The sequence below is a fragment of the Actinotalea ferrariae CF5-4 genome, from assembly GCF_000603945.1.
Taxonomy (GTDB): Bacteria; Actinomycetota; Actinomycetes; order Actinomycetales; family Cellulomonadaceae; genus Actinotalea; species Actinotalea ferrariae.
The window spans coordinates 1-17,827 of record NZ_AXCW01000091.1 but is presented as its reverse complement, the minus strand read 5'-3'; the positions used below and the strand labels follow the sequence as shown (position 1 = coordinate 17,827).

General features: G+C 74.9%; 13 protein-coding genes and 1 pseudogene. 3 read left to right on the top strand and 11 right to left on the bottom strand.

Annotated elements, in window-relative coordinates:
* A pseudogene (locus tag N866_RS21365) lies at positions 1–222 on the top strand (LLM class flavin-dependent oxidoreductase); the annotation flags it as partial.
* 30 nt (positions 223–252) lie between these two features.
* On the opposite strand, the gene N866_RS09885 reads toward N866_RS21365, so the two are convergent.
* From N866_RS09885 to N866_RS09845, 9 genes are all read right to left on the bottom strand, one after another.
* Positions 253–1,140, bottom strand: a complete 888-nt coding sequence (locus N866_RS09885) for a Cof-type HAD-IIB family hydrolase (protein WP_052022796.1) — start codon at positions 1,138–1,140, stop codon at positions 253–255.
* 46 nt (positions 1,141–1,186) lie between these two features.
* Positions 1,187–1,966 carry a dimethylargininase gene (gene ddaH, locus N866_RS09880; protein WP_034225857.1) on the bottom strand — a complete coding sequence of 260 codons (780 nt, stop codon included), beginning with the start codon at positions 1,964–1,966 and terminating at the stop codon, positions 1,187–1,189.
* A 23-nt stretch (positions 1,967–1,989) separates the two neighbouring features.
* The gene (gene dnaG, locus N866_RS09875; protein WP_034225855.1) at positions 1,990–3,957 is read right to left on the bottom strand and encodes a DNA primase; all 1,968 of its coding nucleotides are present in this window, start codon (positions 3,955–3,957) and stop codon (positions 1,990–1,992) included.
* 41 nt (positions 3,958–3,998) lie between these two features.
* A complete protein-coding gene (locus tag N866_RS09870) occupies positions 3,999–5,324 on the bottom strand; it encodes a deoxyguanosinetriphosphate triphosphohydrolase (protein WP_245612508.1) in 1,326 nt (441 codons plus the stop codon).
* A 9-nt stretch (positions 5,325–5,333) separates the two neighbouring features.
* A complete protein-coding gene (locus N866_RS09865; protein ID WP_034225853.1) occupies positions 5,334–6,128 on the bottom strand; it encodes an AAC(3) family N-acetyltransferase in 795 nt (264 codons plus the stop codon).
* Positions 6,125–7,936, bottom strand: coding sequence for a glycoside hydrolase family 13 protein (locus N866_RS09860; RefSeq protein WP_034225850.1), 1,812 nt, complete (start codon positions 7,934–7,936; stop codon positions 6,125–6,127). The genes N866_RS09865 and N866_RS09860 overlap by 4 nt, the downstream gene beginning before the upstream one ends.
* Positions 7,933–8,859, bottom strand: a complete 927-nt coding sequence (locus N866_RS09855) for a sugar ABC transporter permease (RefSeq protein WP_034225849.1) — start codon at positions 8,857–8,859, stop codon at positions 7,933–7,935. The genes N866_RS09860 and N866_RS09855 overlap by 4 nt, the downstream gene beginning before the upstream one ends.
* Before the next feature lies 1 nt (position 8,860).
* A complete protein-coding gene (locus N866_RS09850; RefSeq protein ID WP_245612506.1) occupies positions 8,861–10,504 on the bottom strand; it encodes an ABC transporter permease subunit in 1,644 nt (547 codons plus the stop codon).
* A gap of 215 nt (positions 10,505–10,719) precedes the next feature.
* On the bottom strand, positions 10,720–11,973 hold the full coding sequence (locus N866_RS09845; RefSeq protein WP_034225847.1) for a sugar ABC transporter substrate-binding protein: 1,254 nt from the start codon (positions 11,971–11,973) through the stop codon (positions 10,720–10,722).
* A 212-nt stretch (positions 11,974–12,185) separates the two neighbouring features.
* Between N866_RS09845 and N866_RS09840 the strand changes: the two genes are divergently transcribed.
* Positions 12,186–13,226, top strand: coding sequence for a LacI family DNA-binding transcriptional regulator (locus N866_RS09840; RefSeq protein ID WP_245612504.1), 1,041 nt, complete (start codon positions 12,186–12,188; stop codon positions 13,224–13,226).
* Between the two features lie 57 nt (positions 13,227–13,283).
* Positions 13,284–15,056 (top strand): glycoside hydrolase family 13 protein, encoded by a 1,773-nt coding sequence (locus N866_RS09835; RefSeq protein WP_034225843.1) that lies wholly within the window; start codon positions 13,284–13,286, stop codon positions 15,054–15,056.
* Here the strand turns inward: N866_RS09835 and N866_RS09830 are convergent.
* Together N866_RS09830 and N866_RS09825 are read right to left on the bottom strand one after the other, a co-directional pair.
* Positions 15,046–16,491: an outer membrane protein assembly factor BamB family protein gene (locus N866_RS09830; RefSeq protein ID WP_034225841.1), complete on the bottom strand. Its 1,446-nt coding sequence runs from the start codon at positions 16,489–16,491 to the stop codon at positions 15,046–15,048. The genes N866_RS09835 and N866_RS09830 overlap by 11 nt on opposite strands.
* A gap of 50 nt (positions 16,492–16,541) precedes the next feature.
* A partial coding sequence (locus tag N866_RS09825; RefSeq protein WP_034225839.1) for an outer membrane protein assembly factor BamB family protein occupies positions 16,542–17,827 on the bottom strand: 1,286 nt, incomplete at its 5' end.

The following is a 17,827-nucleotide window of genomic DNA, read 5'->3' as shown; positions in this document are numbered from 1 at the left end:
GACCTGGCCCGGCTGCGGGCGCAGCACACGGACCTCGACGCGTTCGCCGCCGCGCTGCCCGACGCCTGGGTCGACGAGCTCGGCGTGGTCGGGACGCCCCCGGACGCCCGACGTCGGCTCGAGGCGCTGCGCGAGGCGGGCGCCGACGGCGTCGTCCTCATCCCCGCCGGACCCGACCCGCTCGCGGCGCTGCGCTCGCTCGCCCGGGCGCTCCCGGGCTGACCCCTCCGGCGCGGGGCGCCGCCGTCGGGCTCAGCGGCCCGGCAGCGCCGCCACGCCCGGCAGGTCCAGGCCGAGGAGCCCGGCGAGGGTGCGCACGACCCCGTCCTCGGTGTGGGCGGGCGCGACGTACCGGGCCCGGCCCAGGACCTCCGGGTGGGCGTTCGCCATGGCGAACGACAGCTCCGCCGCGTCCAGCATCTCCAGGTCGTTGAGGTAGTCGCCGAACGCCATCGTCTGCGCCGGGGTGATGCCGTACGCCTCCTGGAGACGGCGGACCGCGGCGCCCTTGTGCGTGGTGGCCCCGAGGACGTCGACCCAGTGGGCACCCGAGACGACCACCTGGTGGGTGGCGCGGAACCGCTCCAGGGCGGGCGCGACCGTGGCCTCGGCCGAGACCACGTCGAAGACGGCGACCTTGAGGACGTCGTCGTCGACCGCGAGGACGTCCTCCACCTCGGTGAGCAGCGTGTAGTAGCGGTCCACCTCGGCGCGGAAGGCCGGGTCGCGCCGTTCGACGTACGCCGACCTCTTGCCGCAGACGACGACCCCGACGTCCACCCCCGACGCCGCGAGGTCGCGGACCGTCGCGACGACGTCGGCCACGACCTCGGGCTCCATGACGTCGGAGCTGATCTCCTGCCCGCCCCGCAGGACGAAGGCACCGTTCTCGGCGATGAAGGGCAGGTCGGCGCCCAGCTCCCCGAAGCGTGCGGCGAGGTTGGCGTACTGGCGCCCGCTCGCCGGGCAGAACAGCACGTCGCGCCGCGCGAGCTCGGCCAGGAGGGGCTCGAGGGCCTCGGGGAGCTCGTGGTCGGCGTCGAGCAGGGTGCCGTCCATGTCGACGGTCACGAGCCGGACGTCGGCGACGGCCTCGGGGGCGGGCAGGACGACGGCGGGGGCGTCGGGCACGGCGGTCATCCCACCATTGTCGGCCATGCCGCTCCGTGCGACGGCGTGCCGAGCGTCACGCCGTCGGTGCCGGCAGCTCCCGCACGCGCACCGACAGGCAGGTGACGCACCCCTCGAGCTTCTCGTACTCGGCGATGTCCACGGTCACGGGCCGCCACCCGAGGTCGGCGAGCAGGTCGGCCGTGCGGGGCGCCGACGCCGACAGCAGCAGCCGGCCCTCGCCCAGGTCCACCACGGCCGTGCCGTGCTCCTCCGGGACGGGCAGGAACCGCGGGAACAGGCGCGGCTCGTCGACGTTCGGCTCGTACCCGATCACCGTGCCGTCCGGCAGCGCGGTGACGGCCGTCTTGAGGTGCAGCACCCGGGTGACCGGGACCGCGACGACCGTCGCCCCGAGGGGCTCCAGCGCGGCCCGGAGCTGGGTGACACCGGCCGCGTTGGTGCGGTCGCTGCGGCCCACGTACACCGTGTCGCCCACCTTGAGCACGTCCCCGCCGTCGAGGGTGGCCGGCTCCGTCAGCGGCACGACGCGCGCGCCCAGGCCCTGCAGGAGGTCCGCAGTCGCGCCCTCCTCGCCGCGGCGGCTGGGGTGGCCGGCCCGCGCCAGGACGGCGGTGCCGCGGAACATCACGACCGTGTCCTCGACGAACACGCTGTCCGGGTGCTCCGGCGACGGGGCGACCTCGCGGACGTCCCACCCGGCCGACCGCAGGGCGTCGACGTAGGCCTCCCACTGCGCGACGGCCCGGTCCAGGTCGACCGGGACCCGCTCGATGTGCTCGACGACGCCCTCGGCGAGGCGGGGCGAGGGACGGCGGACGAGGGCGATGCGCATGCGGTTCCTCCTGGGGCGACGGGTCAGGCGTCCTGGCGCAGCGCCCGGCGCTGGCTCTCCAGGGCGATGAGGTCGGCGAAGGCCGCCTGGTACGCCTCCGCCTCCCCCTGCGGGTCCATCCGCTGCAGGCGGCCGCGCAGGTCGGCGATGCGCCGGGTGATCCCGAGGTCCACCAGCGCGGTGACGACCCCGCGCACGTACCCGTCCACCGCGTCCGGCCGGTCCTCCGGCAGGGGCGTGACGGCGAGCTCGAGGACGAGGGGCTGCACCGGCAGGGCCGCCTCCTCGTGCACCCGCTCGACCCACGCGGCGGGCGAGCCGCCCGCGGCCGAGGTCAGTCCGCCCGCGGCGCGGATCGCCTCGTGCACCGCGCGGAAGGCGGGGACCGTGAACGCGTCGGGCGCCAGGTCGTCCACGGCGGCCGCGTCGACGGCCGCCGGCTGCTGGAGCAGCACCTCCAGGGCGTTCCGTTCGAGCTTGGCCACCGGGTCCGTCCGGTCGGGCGCCACGAGGCGGGGGCGCGCCGGGGCGCCGTCGGGCCCCGCGCCACCGGGCCGCTCCCCCGGCCCGGGCATCACGGGGTGACGGCGGGAGTCCTGGCCCCGGTCGCCCGGTGCACCGTCCCGCGAGCGCCGTGCGGCGGCACCGACCTCCCGCAGCACGGTGTCCGCCTCCATGCCGAGCCAGCCGGCGAGCATGCGGCCGTACTCGGGCCGCAGCGCGGCGTCCCGGATGCCCGCCACGACGGGCGCGGACGCCCGCAGCGCCGCGACGCGCCCCTCGGCCGTGTCCAGGTCGTGCTGCCGCAGGGTCGAGCGGATGACGAACTCGAACAGCGGCTGGCGCCCGGCGACGAGCGCCTGGACGGCGTCGGGCCCCTTCTCCTGGCGCAGCTCGCAGGGGTCCATCCCGTGGGGCTCCACCGCGACGAACGTCTGGGCGTAGAACCGCTGGTCCTCGCCGAACGCCCGCAGCGCCGCCTTCTGGCCGGCCTCGTCGCCGTCGAAGGTGAAGACGATCTCGCCGCCGACCGAGGCACCCGACGCCAGCTGCACCCCGCCACCGGCGGAGGTGTCGCCCAGCAGGCGCCGGACGACCCGCGCGTGGTCCGGCCCGAACGCCGTGCCGCACGTCGCGACGGCCGTGGGCACCCCCGACAGGTGCGCCGCCATGACGTCCGTGTAGCCCTCGACGACGACGACCTGGCGGCGCTTGGCGATCTCCCGCTTGGCCAGGTCGATGCCGTAGAGGACCTGCGCCTTCTTGTAGAGGGCGGTCTCCGGGCTGTTGAGGTACTTGGGGCCCTGGTCGTCCTCGAGGAGGCGCCGCGCCCCGAACCCGACGACGTCGCCGGTGACGTCGCGGATCGGCCACACGAGGCGCCCGCGGAACCGGTCGTAGCTCCCGCGGTTGCCCTGGCTCATCAGACCGGACGCCGTGAGCTCCGCCTCGGTGAAGCCCTTCCCGCGCAGGTACCGCTGCAGGTGGTCCCAGCCCTGCGGGGCGAAGCCCACACCGAAGTGCTCGGCCGCCGAGCGGTCGAAGCCACGCTCGGCGAGGAACTGCCGGCCGACGGCGGCCTCCGGCGTGAGGAGCTGCTCGGCGTAGTAGGCGGCGGCATGCCGGTGGGCCTCGAGCAGCCGCTGACGGCGGCCCGGCTCCTCGCCCGGGCGCACCACGCCGCCCTCCTCGTAGCGCAGCTGCACCCCGACCCGGCCGGCCAGGTGCTCGACGGCCTCGGTGAAGCCGAGCCCGTCGATCTTCTGCACGAACGAGATGACGTCCCCGCCCTCGCTGCAGCCGAAGCAGTGCCAGTAGCCGACCTGCGGTCGGACGTGGAAGGAGGGCGTGCGCTCGTCGTGGAAGGGGCACAGGCCCTTGAGCGAGCCGACGCCGGCGGGCTTGAGCGTGACGTGCTCCCCGACGACCTCCTCGATCCGGGCACGCTCGCGGACCGTCGTCACGTCGTCGCGTCGGATCCGTCCTGCCACGGCGCGAGTCTAGGCCCGCGCAGGCGGCCGGCCGGCGTGCGTCACCGGGTGGGTGGGGACGCCTCCGGGCGGGGTCGCCGGACCAGCCGGACGTGCCACTCCGCGGCACTGACGTCGGTGAGCGAGGCGACCTGGTCGACCACCACCCGCAGCCGCGCGGCGTCGTCGGCCGCCTCCGCCCAGTCCGCGGCGAACGTCGGCTCCAGGGTGTCGGGGGCGCGGTCGGCGACCACCTGGACGAGGTCCTCGATGACCTCCCGCTGCCGGCGGTAGAGCGGCTCGGCCTCCCGCGGGGCCATGACGTACGCGACCGCCAGGCCCTTGAGCACGAGGATCTCGGCGACCGTCCCGCGCGGCACGACGAGGCGCGCCCGGTAGCGCGTCAACGGGCCCGTGCCGTAGTGCTCGCGGGTCGCGGCGATCGCGGCGTCGCAGAAGCGCCCGATGAGCTGGCTCGTCATGTCCTTGAGGGCCGCCAGCGCGCGCCGGCTCCCGTCGTGCTCGCGGACCCACAGCTCGTCCGCCCGCAGGCGGTCCATGGCCTCGAGCAGCTCGTCGTCCTCGAGCTGCCCACCGAACCACGCGCGGGTCTCGGTGAGCACCCGGGCCCGGGCGGCGGAGTCGTCGAGCACCTCCAGCGCGAGCCGACCGCCGACGACGGCGTCCTCGACGTCGTGCACGCTGTAGGAGACGTCGTCGGCGAGGTCCATCACCTCCGCCTCCAGGCACCGCGCCCCGGCGGGAGCGCCCTGCCGGAGCCAGGCGAACACCTCGACGTCGTCGGCGTAGACCCCGAACTTGCCCGACGGCGTCCCGTCCGGCCGCAGCGGCGCGTCGGTCGCGCCCCAGGGGTACTTGACCGACGCGTCGAGGCTGGCACGCGTGAGGTTGAGCCCCGCGGCGCGACCGGTCGCCGGGTCGACGACCTTCGGCTCCAGGCGGGTGAGCAGGCGCAGCGTCTGGGCGTTGCCCTCGAAGCCGCCGATCCCGGCCGCGACGGCGGCGAGGGCGCGCTCGCCGTTGTGCCCGAACGGGGGGTGGCCCAGGTCGTGCGCGAGGCAGGCGGCGTCGACCACGTCGGGGTCGCACCCGAGGGCCTTGCCGAGCTCGCGGCCGACCTGGGCGACCTCGAGGGTGTGGGTGAGCCGGGTCCGCACGAAGTCGTCCGTCCCGGGGCCGAGCACCTGGGTCTTGGCCCCCAGCCGCCGCAGCGCGGCCGAGTGCAGGATCCGCGCCCGGTCCCGTTCGAAGGGCGTGCGCTCCTTGCTCTTCGGGGCCTCCGCGCACCACCGGTCGCGGTCCGCGTCCGTGTAGGTCCCCACCGGCGGGCCGGTCACCGGGCGGCCGTCCGCGGGGGGTGCGCTCACGCGAGCACCTTAGCCAGCGAGGGCACCCCGGGTGCGGGTGAACCACGCCGTGGCGTGGTCGACGAGCGCCCGCTGGTCCATGAGGTGCGCGCGGGCCGCGCCCACGGCGCCCGTGGTCACGCCCCCGTGCGCCGCGAAGTCCTCGCCGGCGGCCACGAAGTCCGCGTCGTCGACGACGGGCTCGTCGAACGTCACCCACCGCCGCTCGCCGCCGACCAGGACCGGCGCGCCGTTGGGCAGCGTCCCGACGGGCAGCCCGGAGCGCGCCTCGGCCAGGTGCAGCGAGGTGTTCTTGTCGAAGCCGACGCCGAGCAGGAGCACCTGGGCGTCCTGCCGGTACAGCGCCGCCAGCGGCGAGCCCTCCCCGACCGGGTCCTCCAGGAGGTGCTCGGCGAGCACCTCGGGCGCGAGGGGGCCCCGGGCCACGAAGCTGCGGTGCGGGTGGGCGCTGCGCAGCGTGCCCGGCTGGGTGCGCAGCGCCTCCACGACGGCCCCCATCGTGCGGGTCGGCGTCCAGGCCGGGTCGTAGGCCGGCATCCCGGCCCGCACCGCGTCCCACGTCTCCTCCGGCACGCCCGGGTCGCGCAGGTACGCCGGGTCGCACAGCTGCCACGACTGGCTCGGCATGACGAGCGTCCCGTCCTCGCCCAGCGCTGCCTCGAGCGCCAGGACGACGGCCTGCTCGCCGCCGACGACCCAGCCCAGCGAGGACAGGCTCGCGTGGGCGAGGAGCACGCCACCGGGCCGCACGCCGAGCGCGCGCAGGTCCTCGGCGAGGTCGTCGACCAGCACGGGACGGGTCACGGGAGTCTCCAGACGGTCAGGGCCGGGCCGGCGCCCGGGACGTGGACGGTGCCGTCGGCACCGCGGACGGGCTCGGATCCGCGCAGCGCCTCGGGCATGCCGCCGCGGGCCAGGACGGGTGGCAGCGCGGCGCCCGACCACGGGGCCCGGGCCGCGACGACGAGGACGCGCTCCTCGGGCGTCTCGCGCACGTACGCCAGGACGTCGTCCTCCGCCAGCCACCACCGCAGCCCGCCGCGGCGCAGCGCGACGGAGCCCCGGCGCAGCGCGATGAGCTCGCGGTACAGCGCGAACGTCGCCTCGTCCCAGTCCCGCGGGCGGTCCCAGGGCATCGTGACGCGCGCGTGCTCGCCGGTCGTGCCGGTGGCGCCCACCTCGTCGCCCGCGAAGACCATGGGCGTGCCGGGGTAGGTCAGGAGCAGGCCGACGGCGACCTCGAGCATGTCCCGGCCGTCCACCAGGGTCCGGATCCGGGCCGTGTCGTGGGAACCGAGCAGGTTCCACTGGGCGGCGGTGACGGACCACGGCAGGACGGCCGCGAACTCGCGCATCGTGGCGGCGGTCGACGCGCCGCCCCGGCGTGCCCGCCGCACCGGCAGGCCCAGCAGCGGCTGCTCGGTGCCGACCGGAGCCGTCCAGCCCCAGACCGGACGCGTGAACCCGTTGTAGTTCATGTTCGCGTGCCAGCCGTCGCCCGTCAGGTCCTGGCTCGCGTCGTGGAAGTGCTCGCTGACCAGGAGCGCGTCCCGGCGCGCCTGCGTGACCGTGCGCCGGATGCGGCGTGCGACGTCGTGCGTGAGGTCCTGGTCGCGGTACCGCCCGGTCATGTTCGCGACGTCGATGCGCCAGCCGTCCAGCCCGTACGGCTCGCGCAGCCACCGCCCGATCACGGAGTCGGGCCCGTCGACGAGCCGGGGACCCAGGGCGGTCGAGCCGTGGTCCAGCTTGGGCAGGCTCGCGTGGCCGAGCCAGCCGACGTAGCCGTCCTCGGTCCACAGGTAGAACCCGGCCTCCTCGCTGGACCGGTCCTCCCGGGCGCGCCGGAACCACTCGTGGTCCGCGCCCGTGTGGTTGGTCGTCAGGTCGCCCATGAGCCGCATCCCGCGGGCGTGCAGCGCCCGGGAGAGGGACACGAGCGCGTCGTCGCCGCCCAGCAGGGGGTCGACGTGGTCGAACGTGCTCGCGTCGTAGCGGTGGTTGGACCGGCCGGGGAAGAACGGCGTGAGGTAGAGGACGTCGACGCCGAGCCGCTCGAGGTGGCCCAGGCGCTGCTCGATGCCGGGGAGGTCCCCGCCGAAGAGCTGCTGCCCCACCCCGGGGCCGGCGGCCAGGGGCTCGTCGTCCCAGTCGGCCGGCTGCGCCCAGTCCGGGACCGACTGCTGCGCCCCCGACCGTGCGAACCGGTCGGGGAAGACCTGGTAGACGACGGCGTCCTGCGCCCACGCCGGTGCCGGCGGGTGCACGGTGAGGCGGAAGTCGGCGGCGTCGGGCACGTCGCGGGCGTGCAGGCCCGTCCCGTTGAGCCACCGGTAGCCCGTCGGCTCGTCGAGCAGGAACCGGTACGGCGTGACCGGGTTGTGGACCTCGACCTCGGCGACGTACCAGCGCTCGTGCTCGTCCTGACCGTCGAGCCGCGCCTCGATGACCTCCGGCTCGCCGTCGCGGACGGTCCGGAGGTGGACCGCCCGCGCGGCGGAGCCGGAGGGCACCCTGACCCGGACGGGCACGCTGTCCCCCAGCGTCGGCGTGCCCGTCCGGACGTACAGCTCGCTCCCGTCGTGGTGGGCCTCGAGGGAGCGGCCCGTCATCCCTTGACCGAGCCTGCGGTCAGCCCACCGACGATGTAGCGCTGCAGGAAGAGGAAGAGCAGCAGGACGGGGACCGCCGAGATCACCGCACCGGCGGCGAAGAGGCCCCACTGCGCCTCGAGGAGGTCCGAGACCCACCCGTACAGGCCGACGGCGAGCGTCCAGTTGCTCTCGGACTGGAGCAGCACGCGGGCGATGATGAACTCGCCGAAGGTGCTGATGAACGACAGGAGCGCGACCACCGCCAGGATCGGCGCGACGAGGCGCAGGATGATCGTCCAGTAGATCTGGGCGTGCGAGGCGCCGTCGATCTTCGCCGCCTCGTCCAGCTCACGGGGCACCGTGTTGAAGAAGCCGTACATGAGGAACGTGTTCACGCCGAGCGCGCCGCCGAGGTACACGCAGATGACGGCCAGCTTGCTGTTCAGACCCAGGGCCGGGACGACCGGTCCGAGGGCGATGAGCAGCAGGAAGATCGCCACGAACGCGAGCATCTGCGGGAACATCTGGATGATGAGCAGCGCGGTCAGGCCGACGCGACGGCCGGTGAAGCGGAAGCGCGAGAACGCGTAGGCCGCCGCGGCGCCCATGAGGACGGTGCCGATCGCGGTGATGGTCGCGATGAGCAGGGTGTTGTAGACCCAGGTCCAGAAGCGGGTGTCGTTGAGCGCCTCGAAGTTCGCCGTGCTCAGCGTCCCGAACATCTCGTTGGACCCGGTGAGCGTCCCCTGGTCCGACAGCGCGGCCGAGAAGACGTACACGAGGGGGAACGCGGCGTAGACGACCCCGATGACGCCGACGACGTGCCGCCACCCGAGCTCGCTGAGGTACCGGCCGGGCTTCATCCGCGCGGGCTTCGCCGTGGTGGTGCCGCCGGTCGGCGTGCCGCGCCCGGTCGTCACGGTGCTGGTCTGCGTGGCCATGTCAGTTGATCTCCTCGAGCTGACGGGTCCGGCGGAAGGCCAGGGCCGAGATGGTCGCGACGATGATGAAGACCACGATCGAGAGCGCGCTGGCCAGGCCGTAGTCGCGCGGGGCCGACCCGTCCAGCCCGGACACGGAGTAGATCATCGTGATGAGGATGTCCGTGTGCCCCAGCGGCGCCGAGGTGTCGGTGAAGCGTGGACCGCCCTGGGTGAGCATGTAGACGAGCGTGAAGTTGTTGAAGTTGAACGCGAACGAGGAGATCAGCAGCGGTCCCGTCGACACCAGCAGCAGCGGCAGGGTGATGGACCGCCACATCCGGATCCGGCCGGCCCCGTCGATCTTCGCGGCCTCGGTGAGGTCCTCGGGGATGGCCTGGAGGGCACCCGTGCAGATGAGGAACATGTAGGGGAAGCCGAGCCAGAGGTTCACGCCGATGATCGACAGCTTCGCGAGCGTCGGGTCCGTCAGCCAGGGGATCTCCGCGCCGTTGAGGAGCACGGCGTTGACGAAGCCGAACCGCCGGTTGAGCAGACCCGCCCACAGCAGCGCCGCGAGGAAGCCCGGCATCGCGTACGGGAGGATCAGGAGGGTCCGGTAGATCTTCCGCCCGCGCAGCCGCGGGTCGTTGAACGTGATCGCGAAGAAGAGGCCGAGCAGGAACGTCGTGACCACCGACAGGAACGCGAACGCGAAGGTCCACAGCAGGATCTTGACGAACGGCTCGGCGTACCGCTGGTCGCTGAACGCGGTGACGAAGTTCTCCGCGCCGACGACGACGCGCCACCCGACGGAGAGCTGCTCCCCGTCCGGGGAGACGAAGAACCCGTCCTCCGACGGCGAGTAGACCGTGCCGTCGACGAGGCTCCGCATCACGCCCTCGGACTCGTCGTACTCCAGCGCGGAGCGGAACACGTACGCGTTGCGGGCGTCCTGCGTGCGCAGCGAGCCCTCCTCCGGGTCCTCCGAGAGGGGGACGCGCAGCTCGGTGACCTCGTCGGCCCGCTCGAGGATCGCCCCGCGCTCCAGGATCGTGAAGCCCGGCACCTCGGTGACCCGGCCGTCGCTCGCGGTGCCGTCCTCGACGGTCCGCAGCGGCTCCTCGGCGGTGCCGACGCGGACGTCGCCGGATCCCGTGACGACCGCCAGCCCGAGCGCGCCGCCGTCCTGCTCGACCACGGAGACCTGGTAGGCGTCCGAGCCCTCGACCCGTCGCTCGTTGTCGATGAGGAGGAACTCGACCGCGTCCTGCTTGGTCGAGTTGTGCCCGTCCCCGTAGTTGGTGAACGCGACGAAGACCGTGTAGACGACGACGAAGATCTGGAACGCGAAGAGGAAGATCAGGCCGGGGAGGATGTACTTCATCGGGAGCGTGCGCCGGGAGAAGTACACGATGTTGACGGCGAGGAGGATCACCACCATCCCCGCGAGGATCCCGTAGGAGCCCACGTTCCACGCCGCCAGCACGATCCACACGCCGAGCGCGTTGATCAGTGCCATGAGCGCGAGCTTCACCAGGAAGCCGGGGCCGAAGTCCCGCGCGGGGGACGTCCCGGATCGACGCGGACGCGCGCGACCGGGCGTGCGGTCGCCCGGCGCCATGGCGTCGGCCGCCTCGACCTGCGGGGGGTGGGGGGTGCTCATCACTACCTCCGTGCGGGCTGGTCAGCGCTGCGGCTGAGCACCCGCGCTCCGGTGCGGGGTCCGCAGCGGTGCACGGGAGGCCAGGGGCACGTCGTCGTGCGCCCGCTTCGCATCATGGCACCGCCCCGGCGAGATCAGGGGGTCATGCGCGCGTGGCGCGCAACCGGCAGGTTCCGGTTGCGCGCCACGCGATCCTGCTGTGCTCCGGGGAGCGGTCAGGCGGCGTCGAGCGCGGCCTGGATGTCCGCGACCATCTGCTCCCAGGCGGCGGCCGGGTCGGCAGCGGCACCGGAGACGATCTGCGCCTCGGTCACGCCCCAGAACTCCCAGACCGAGCCCATCTCGGGGATGGACGGCATCGGGACGGCGTCGGCACCCACGGCGCGGAAGCCGGCCGTGATCGGGTCGGCCGACGCAGTGTCAGCAGCGGCGATGAGGGCCGGGGGACGGCCGCCCGCCTCGTAGAGCGCCATCTGCGCGTCCTCGGTCGCCATGAAGTTGACGAGGAAGTCGTTGGCGAGAAGGGCGTTCTCCGACTGCGCGGAGACGTAGAAGCCCGCGACACCGACGAACGGCTGCGCCGGCTGCGAACCCGCGGCCGGGATCGGGTCGATCGCGAGGTTCAGGCCCTCGAACGACTCGATCATCCAGGGGCCACCGATGATGAACGGCGACTCGCCGTTGGCGAACGCCTCGACGGCGACGTCGTAGGTGACGGCGGTGTCGAGGACACCGGCCGCGCCCTGCTGCTGCAGCCACGTGGCGAACGCGGTGCCCGCCTCGCCGCCCAGCGCGAGCTCCGGCGTGTAGGAGCCGTCCTCGTTCTGCACGAAGACCGGGGCGCCGAAGGACGTCTGGAACGGGTACATCGTGTAGGGGTCGCCCGTCTCACCCATCTGGATGAGGATCGGGTACGGGGTGCCGGCGGCCTGGCCCGCGGCGACCGCGGCGTCCCAGGTGGCGGGCGCCTCGGCGGCGAGGTCCGTGTTGCGGATCAGCGCGATGTTCTCGACCGCGTAGGGCAGGCCGTAGACCTGGCCGTCCTGCGTGAAGGCCTCCAGCGCGACCTGCTCGAAGCCCTCGGCCGCGTCGCCCAGCTCGATCGGGGCGACGACGCCGTTGGCCGTGAGGCCACCCAGCCAGTCGTGCGCGCCGACGGTGATGTCCGGGCCCTCGCCGGTCGGGACCTGGGCGAGGAAGTCCGGGCGGATGTCGTCGAAGTTCTTCTGGACCAGCTCGACCGTCGCGCCGGTCTCCGCCTCGAAGTCGGCGGCGGCGGCCTCGACGGCGGCCTGGCGGGTCTCGTCGACCCAGATCGTCAGGGTCTCGGCGTCGCCCTCAGGGGCCTCCTCCTCGGCGGTCTCCTCGGTCGTCGGCTCAGCGGCCTCCGGCTCCTCGGCTCCGCCGCAGGCGGACAGGGTGAGCGCGGCGCCGAGGGCGACCGCGACAAACGGGATGCTCCGTCGCATCGTGGGTGTCTCCCAACACGAGTGTCCAACAGGCCGGGCCGGCGGGGCCGCCCGGCTGGGCCCAGACGGGCCCTGATGACGCGACGCTACGGGGACGCTCGCCAGCATGCAAGCCGTTGCGGTAACTTTCATGCAACGCTTTCGTGACGACATGTCTCGAGACAACGAGGACCCCCACGAGGAGGTGTGCCGTGTCCTCTACGCTGCCGCATGTGCGGACCCGACTGAAGGATCTCGCGGACCAGGCCGGTGTGAGCACGGCCACGGTCTCGCGCGTCCTGAACGGCAAGGCCGGCGTCTCGTCCCAGACCCGCAAGTCCGTCCTGGCAGCCCTGGACGTGCTGGGCTACGAGCGGCCCGAGAAGCTCCGGACCCGGTCCGAGGGCCTCGTCGGCCTCATCGTCCCCGAGCTGACGAACCCCGTCTTCCCCGCGCTGGCCCAGTCCGTCGAGAACTCCCTCGCCGAGCGCGGCTTCACGCCGCTGCTGTGCACCCAGTCCCCCGGCGGCACGACGGAGGACGAGTACGTCGAGATGCTGCTGGAGCACGGCGTCGACGGGATCGTCTTCGTCTCGGGACGCCACGCGGACACGACCGCGAGCAACGAGCGCTACCACCGTCTGCGCAGCCGCGGCCTGCCGATCGTGCTGGTCAACGGCTACTCCGAGGGCATCGACGCCCCGGCGGTCTCCACGGACGACAGCGTCGCCGTGGAGCTCGCGCTGCGCCACCTGACGTCGCTGGGGCACCGGGAGATCGGCCTGGCGATCGGCCCGGACCGCTACATCCCCGCCCGCCGCAAGCTCGCCGCGTTCACCGCCGCGCTGCGCCGCCGCGACCCCTCCGACGACCCGAGCCGCCACGTCGTGACGACGCTGTTCACCGTCGAGGGCGGCCAGGCCGCCGGCGGCGAGCTCATGGACTCGGGCCACACGGCCGTCGTCTGCGCCTCGGACCTCATGGCGCTCGGCGCCATCCGCGCCGCACGCTCGCGCGGCCTCGCCGTCCCCGACGACGTCTCGGTGGTCGGCTTCGACGACTCGCCGCTCATCGCCTTCACCGACCCGCCCCTCACCACGATCCGGCAGCCCGTCGTGAGCATGGGCGAGGCCGCCGTGAGCGCCCTCGTGTCCGAGATCTCCGGCACCCGCGTCCCGCGCTCGGAGCTGCTCTTCCACCCCGAGCTCATCGTCCGCGGCTCCACCGGTGCCGCGCGGCCCGCCGCCACGGTCACCGAGGCCGCGCGCGCCTGACCGACCTCGGGGGGGCCTGGCCCCACCCGCACCCGCACCACACCGAGACGGACCTCTGTGACGCCCACCCCCCGGCCGCCCGCGGCTGCCCTCAGCACGACCCTCGTCCACCCCGCCGGCCCGGCGGGGCCCTGGTGGCGCGACGCGGTGATCTACCAGGTCTACCCGCGCTCGTTCGCCGACGGCGACGGCGACGGGGTCGGTGACCTCCCCGGCATCACCGCCCGGCTCGACCACCTCGCCGACCTGGGGGTGGACGCCGTCTGGCTCTCGCCGTTCTACCGCTCGCCGCAGCGCGACGCCGGGTACGACGTCGCGGACTACCGGGACGTGGACCCCCTGTTCGGCACGCTGGCGGACGCCGACGCCCTGCTGGACCGGGCCCACGCGCTGGGGCTGCGCGTCGTCGTCGACCTGGTGCCCAACCACACGTCGGCCGACCACCCGTGGTTCCGGGGGGCGCTGGCCGCCGCACCGGACAGCGTGGAGCGGGGACGCTACCTCTTCCGGGACGGCCGGGGCCCCGGGGGCTCGGAGCCCCCGAACAACTGGACGTCCGTCTTCGGCGGACCGGCGTGGACCCGGGTCACCGAGCCGGACGGCACGCCGGGGCAGTGGTACCTGCACCTGTTCGACTCCAGCCAGCCCGACCTGGACTGGTCGAACCCCGAGGTGCGGGACGAGCTCGAGGACGTCCTGCGCTTCTGGCTGGACCGCGGGGTGGACGGGTTCCGGGTCGACGTCGCGCACGGCATGGTCAAGGCACCCGGCCTCCCGGACTGGGACGGCACCACCGCGATGATCGACGGCGGGCACGACGGCACCCTCGGCTCCGAGGACGGCGCCACCGGCGCCGGCAGCGCGGGGCCGATGTGGGACCAGGAGCCGCTGCACGACATCTACCGGTCCTGGAACCGGGTCCTCGGGCAGTACGAGGGGGACCGTGCGCTCGTCGCGGAGGCCTGGGTCGAGCCGATGGAGCGCCTCGCGCGCTACGTCCGCCCCGGCGAGATGCAGCAGGCGTTCAACTTCGCCTTCCTCACCACGCTGTGGGCCGCGCCGGACCTGCGCGCCGTCGTCACCGCGTCGCTCCGGGCCAACGACGAGGTCGGCGCCACGACGACGTGGGTGCTGTCCAACCACGACGTCGTGCGCCACACGTCGCGTCTGGGGCTGGCGGTACCGGGCTCCCGGCCGAACGGCATCGGCGCCACCGACCCGCAGCCGGACGAGGCGCTGGGGCTGCGCCGCGGACGGGCGGCGACGCTCCTCATGCTCGGGCTGCCGGGGTCGGCCTACGTGTACCAGGGCGAGGAGCTCGGCCTGCCCGAGCACACCACCCTCGCCGACGACGAGCGCCAGGACCCCGCCTGGTGGCGGTCCGGCCACACCGAGCGCGGCCGGGACGGGTGCCGGGTCCCGCTGCCCTGGTCCGCGGACGCGCCGGCGTACGGCTTCTCCCCCACCGGGGCCACCTGGCTGAGCCAGCCCGCGTCCTACGCCCGCTACGCGGCCGACCGGCAGCGCGGCGTCCCCGGCTCCACGCTGGAGCTGTACCGGACGGCGCTGCGCGTGCGCCGCGAGCAGGCGCTCGGCACGGGCTCGCTCGCCTGGGCCGACGGGCTGACGACCTCCACCGGCGCCCCGGCGGGGGACGTGCTGGCGTTCGTGAACCGGGACGTGCTCGTCGTGGCGGTCGTCGGCGCGTCCGAGGCGGTCCTGCCCCCCGGTGCGGCCGTGCTCGTGGCCTCGGGCCCGCTGGGAGCCACCGGCGACGGGCGGGTCGTCGTGCCGGCGGACACCACCGTCTGGGCGCTGCTCACGGACTGACGGGGACGCCCACCACCCCGTCGCGGGCCTGGACGACGACGGCGGCCCCGGCGGGCACGAGCAGCCGGGTGCCCGGAGGCAGCGGTTCCCGCCACAGCTCGAGCCCGTCGGCGAGCCGGACGGCCGCCAGGTCCGTCGTGCCGTCCCCGGGGACCGGCAGGAGCACCACCACGCCGTCCGTGAGCGCCACCGGGTCGACCGCCGCAGCCGTCTCCGTCCGCCACAGCACCCGGCCGGTCCGCCGCTCGTGGGCCGCCACCTGCGCCGTGCCGGCCAGCACGAGGACCCCGGCGACGTCTGCGACCGGGACCGGCGTCGTCCCCCGGGGGAGCCGCCACAGCTCCCGGACCGCCCGGCCCTGCCCGGGCTCCACCACGCGCGTCCCCTCCGGACCCGCGACGAGCGCCACCGGGTCGGGTACGTCCGTGACGGGCGGCGTCGGCGGGGTCCCCGCCGTCCGACGCCGCGCGAGGGCCGGGACGTGGGAAGCGAGCGGGGAGCCGTCCGCGAGGGCGACGGTGAGGCGCGTGTGACCCCGCACGGTGAGGGTCCGACCGTCCTGCAGGACGGCCGTCCCGACGGCGTCGGGGGTCGCCAGACCCGGCCCGGACACCGTGCGCCAGCGGGTGCGGGCGGCACCCGGTTCCCAGCGGGAGACCACGACCGACCCGTCGTCGCGCGCCACCACGGGAACGAGGTCGCCGGCCACGAGCATCGACGTGACGAGGCGCCCGTCCTCCTCCAGCCGGCCGGTGGTGCGGCCCGTGGCGGTGTCGACGACCTCGACCAGGGTCCGTCGGCGCAGCGGGTCGGTCGGACCGTCGGACCACCAGCCGCTGCGGTGGCACGCGAGGTCCTCGCCCGCGGGCGTCCAGGGCGTGGTGCGCTCGAACTGGATGCCCGGCTGGTCGCTGGAGAGCAGGGTGCACCACCCCGACCCACCGGGCTCGCCGACGGTCCACAGCACGGCTCCGGTGCGGGCGTCGAGCGCCTCGGCCATCCGGCCGGCGGAGGAGACGAGGACGACGTCCTCCACCACGCCCAGGAGCTGGACGTCGGTCCGCGTCCAGGACACCCCGAACCCCGTGACGGCGTCCAGGACACCGGGTGCGGCGGCGACCCGTGCCGCGGCGGCGGTCGAGCGGGCCTCCGTCGCGACGTTGAGCCCCAGGACGAGGACCCCGACGAGCGCCAGGGCCGCGCCGGTCGCGAGGCCGCCGAGGTGCCGACGCGCAGCCGGCTCCGCGCCCCGAGCGGTCGCCGGACGGGAGCGCCGCCGGTCCGGGTCCCGCGACCGCACGCGGGCCGACCGGGGCTCGGCGTCCTCGACGAGCTCCACGTCGACCTCGTGCACGGTCACCACGCCGGCGGGACCGTGCTGCGGGGCGGACCCCACCGGGCGCCCCGGCGTGACGCCGTCGGTGCGGCGCCGCATCCTCCGAGGGTAGGTCGTTGCGACCGGTCCCGACAGTCCCCGGCGGGGACTCAGCCCAGCGCGGTGATGCCGTCCTCGGACTCGACGAGCAGGAGGCCGTGGGCGGGCCGCACGCCCTTGGTGCCCGGGGCCAGCGGCGTGCGCCACAGCTCCGCACCGGACCGGACCTCCACGGCCAGGAGGCTGCCGGACGGCGTGCCGTCCTGCACGGGGAGGACCACCACGGCGCCGTCGGTGAGCGGCTGGAGCCGCGCGACGTCCGCGAGCGCGTGGCGCCATGCCGGGCGCCCGGTGCGCAGGTCGACGCCCCACGCCTCGACGGCATCGGTGAGGACGACCGTGGCGTCGACCTCGGCCAGGACGGACAGGTCGGCGGCCCGGTCCGGTCCGCGTCCCGAGGGGCGCTCGCGCCAGAGCGGCGCGCCCGTCGCGGCCTCCACGGCCCGGACCCCGCCGTCGGTCGCCCGGACCAGGAGCACACCCGCCGCGCTCCCGACCCGCAGCGACGGCAGGAGGGGCGCCCCCTCCGTCGTGTAGCGCAGCGTCCCGTCGGGCGCGAGCACCCGCGTCGTCGTCCCCCCGTCCCGCGCGCCGGCGAGGACGGCCGCACCGTCGGCCAGGTACCCGACGACGGCGTCCGCGGGAGGCGTGTCACCCGGGCGGTCGACCTGGCGCCCCGAGCCGAGGTCCAGCGTCAGCGTGCTCGACCCCACGAAGGAGAGCGTCCCGGCACCGTGGTGCACCTGCACCCCGTTGCTGCGGCGGTCGGTGATGCGGCGGTCGCTGCGGAACGCCCAGCGCGGCTCACCCGTCCAGGGGTCCCAGCGCGCGACGCTCACAAATCCGGCCTGGTCCGCGGACGCGTGGAGGAGGTCGCCGTCGACGACGTCGGACACGAGGAGCCCGCCGCCGAGCGCGCGCTCCGCGAGCACGGCCCCCGTCGCCGGGTCCAGCGTCCGCGCGAGGGTGAGTCGGATGCGGGAGCCGTCGAGTCCTGCCGCCCACGTGCCCTCCTCGCACAGCGCGAGCGCCGCGGGCCGTGTCCCGGTGGCGGTGCGCGTGATCCCGGTGCCGTCAGGGGTGCGGTGCAGCACCGTGCACCACGACGAGCCCCCCGGCGGCGGGCCGTCCACGCCCCAGCGCACCCGGCCGGTCTCCGGCTCGACGCCCTGCAGCAGCCCGTCGGGCGTCGCGACCAGGACGTCCCGCTCCCCCGTGCCCGCGACCCAGGTCCCCGGCAGGTGCCAGAGCTCGGAGGGGGCGGCGTGGACCGGCCGCAGGAGGCCCGGGCTCGCCTCGAGCGCGGCGGCGACCACCGCCTGCTGGCGCGCCTGGA

Excerpts from the sequence above, each read along its gene's own strand:
- N866_RS09885 (WP_052022796.1), bottom strand. The coding sequence starts at position 1,140 with ATGACCGCCGTGCCCGACGCCCCCGCCGTCGTCCTGCCCGCCCCCGAG.
- ddaH (WP_034225857.1), bottom strand. The coding sequence starts at position 1,966 with ATGCGCATCGCCCTCGTCCGCCGTCCCTCGCCCCGCCTCGCCGAGGGC.
- N866_RS09860 (WP_034225850.1), bottom strand. The coding sequence starts at position 7,936 with ATGACGGGCCGCTCCCTCGAGGCCCACCACGACGGGAGCGAGCTGTAC.
- N866_RS09855 (WP_034225849.1), bottom strand. The coding sequence starts at position 8,859 with ATGGCCACGCAGACCAGCACCGTGACGACCGGGCGCGGCACGCCGACC.
- N866_RS09850 (WP_245612506.1), bottom strand. The coding sequence starts at position 10,504 with ATGAGCACCCCCCACCCCCCGCAGGTCGAGGCGGCCGACGCCATGGCG.
- N866_RS09845 (WP_034225847.1), bottom strand. The coding sequence starts at position 11,973 with ATGCGACGGAGCATCCCGTTTGTCGCGGTCGCCCTCGGCGCCGCGCTC.
- N866_RS09830 (WP_034225841.1), bottom strand. The coding sequence starts at position 16,491 with ATGCGGCGCCGCACCGACGGCGTCACGCCGGGGCGCCCGGTGGGGTCC.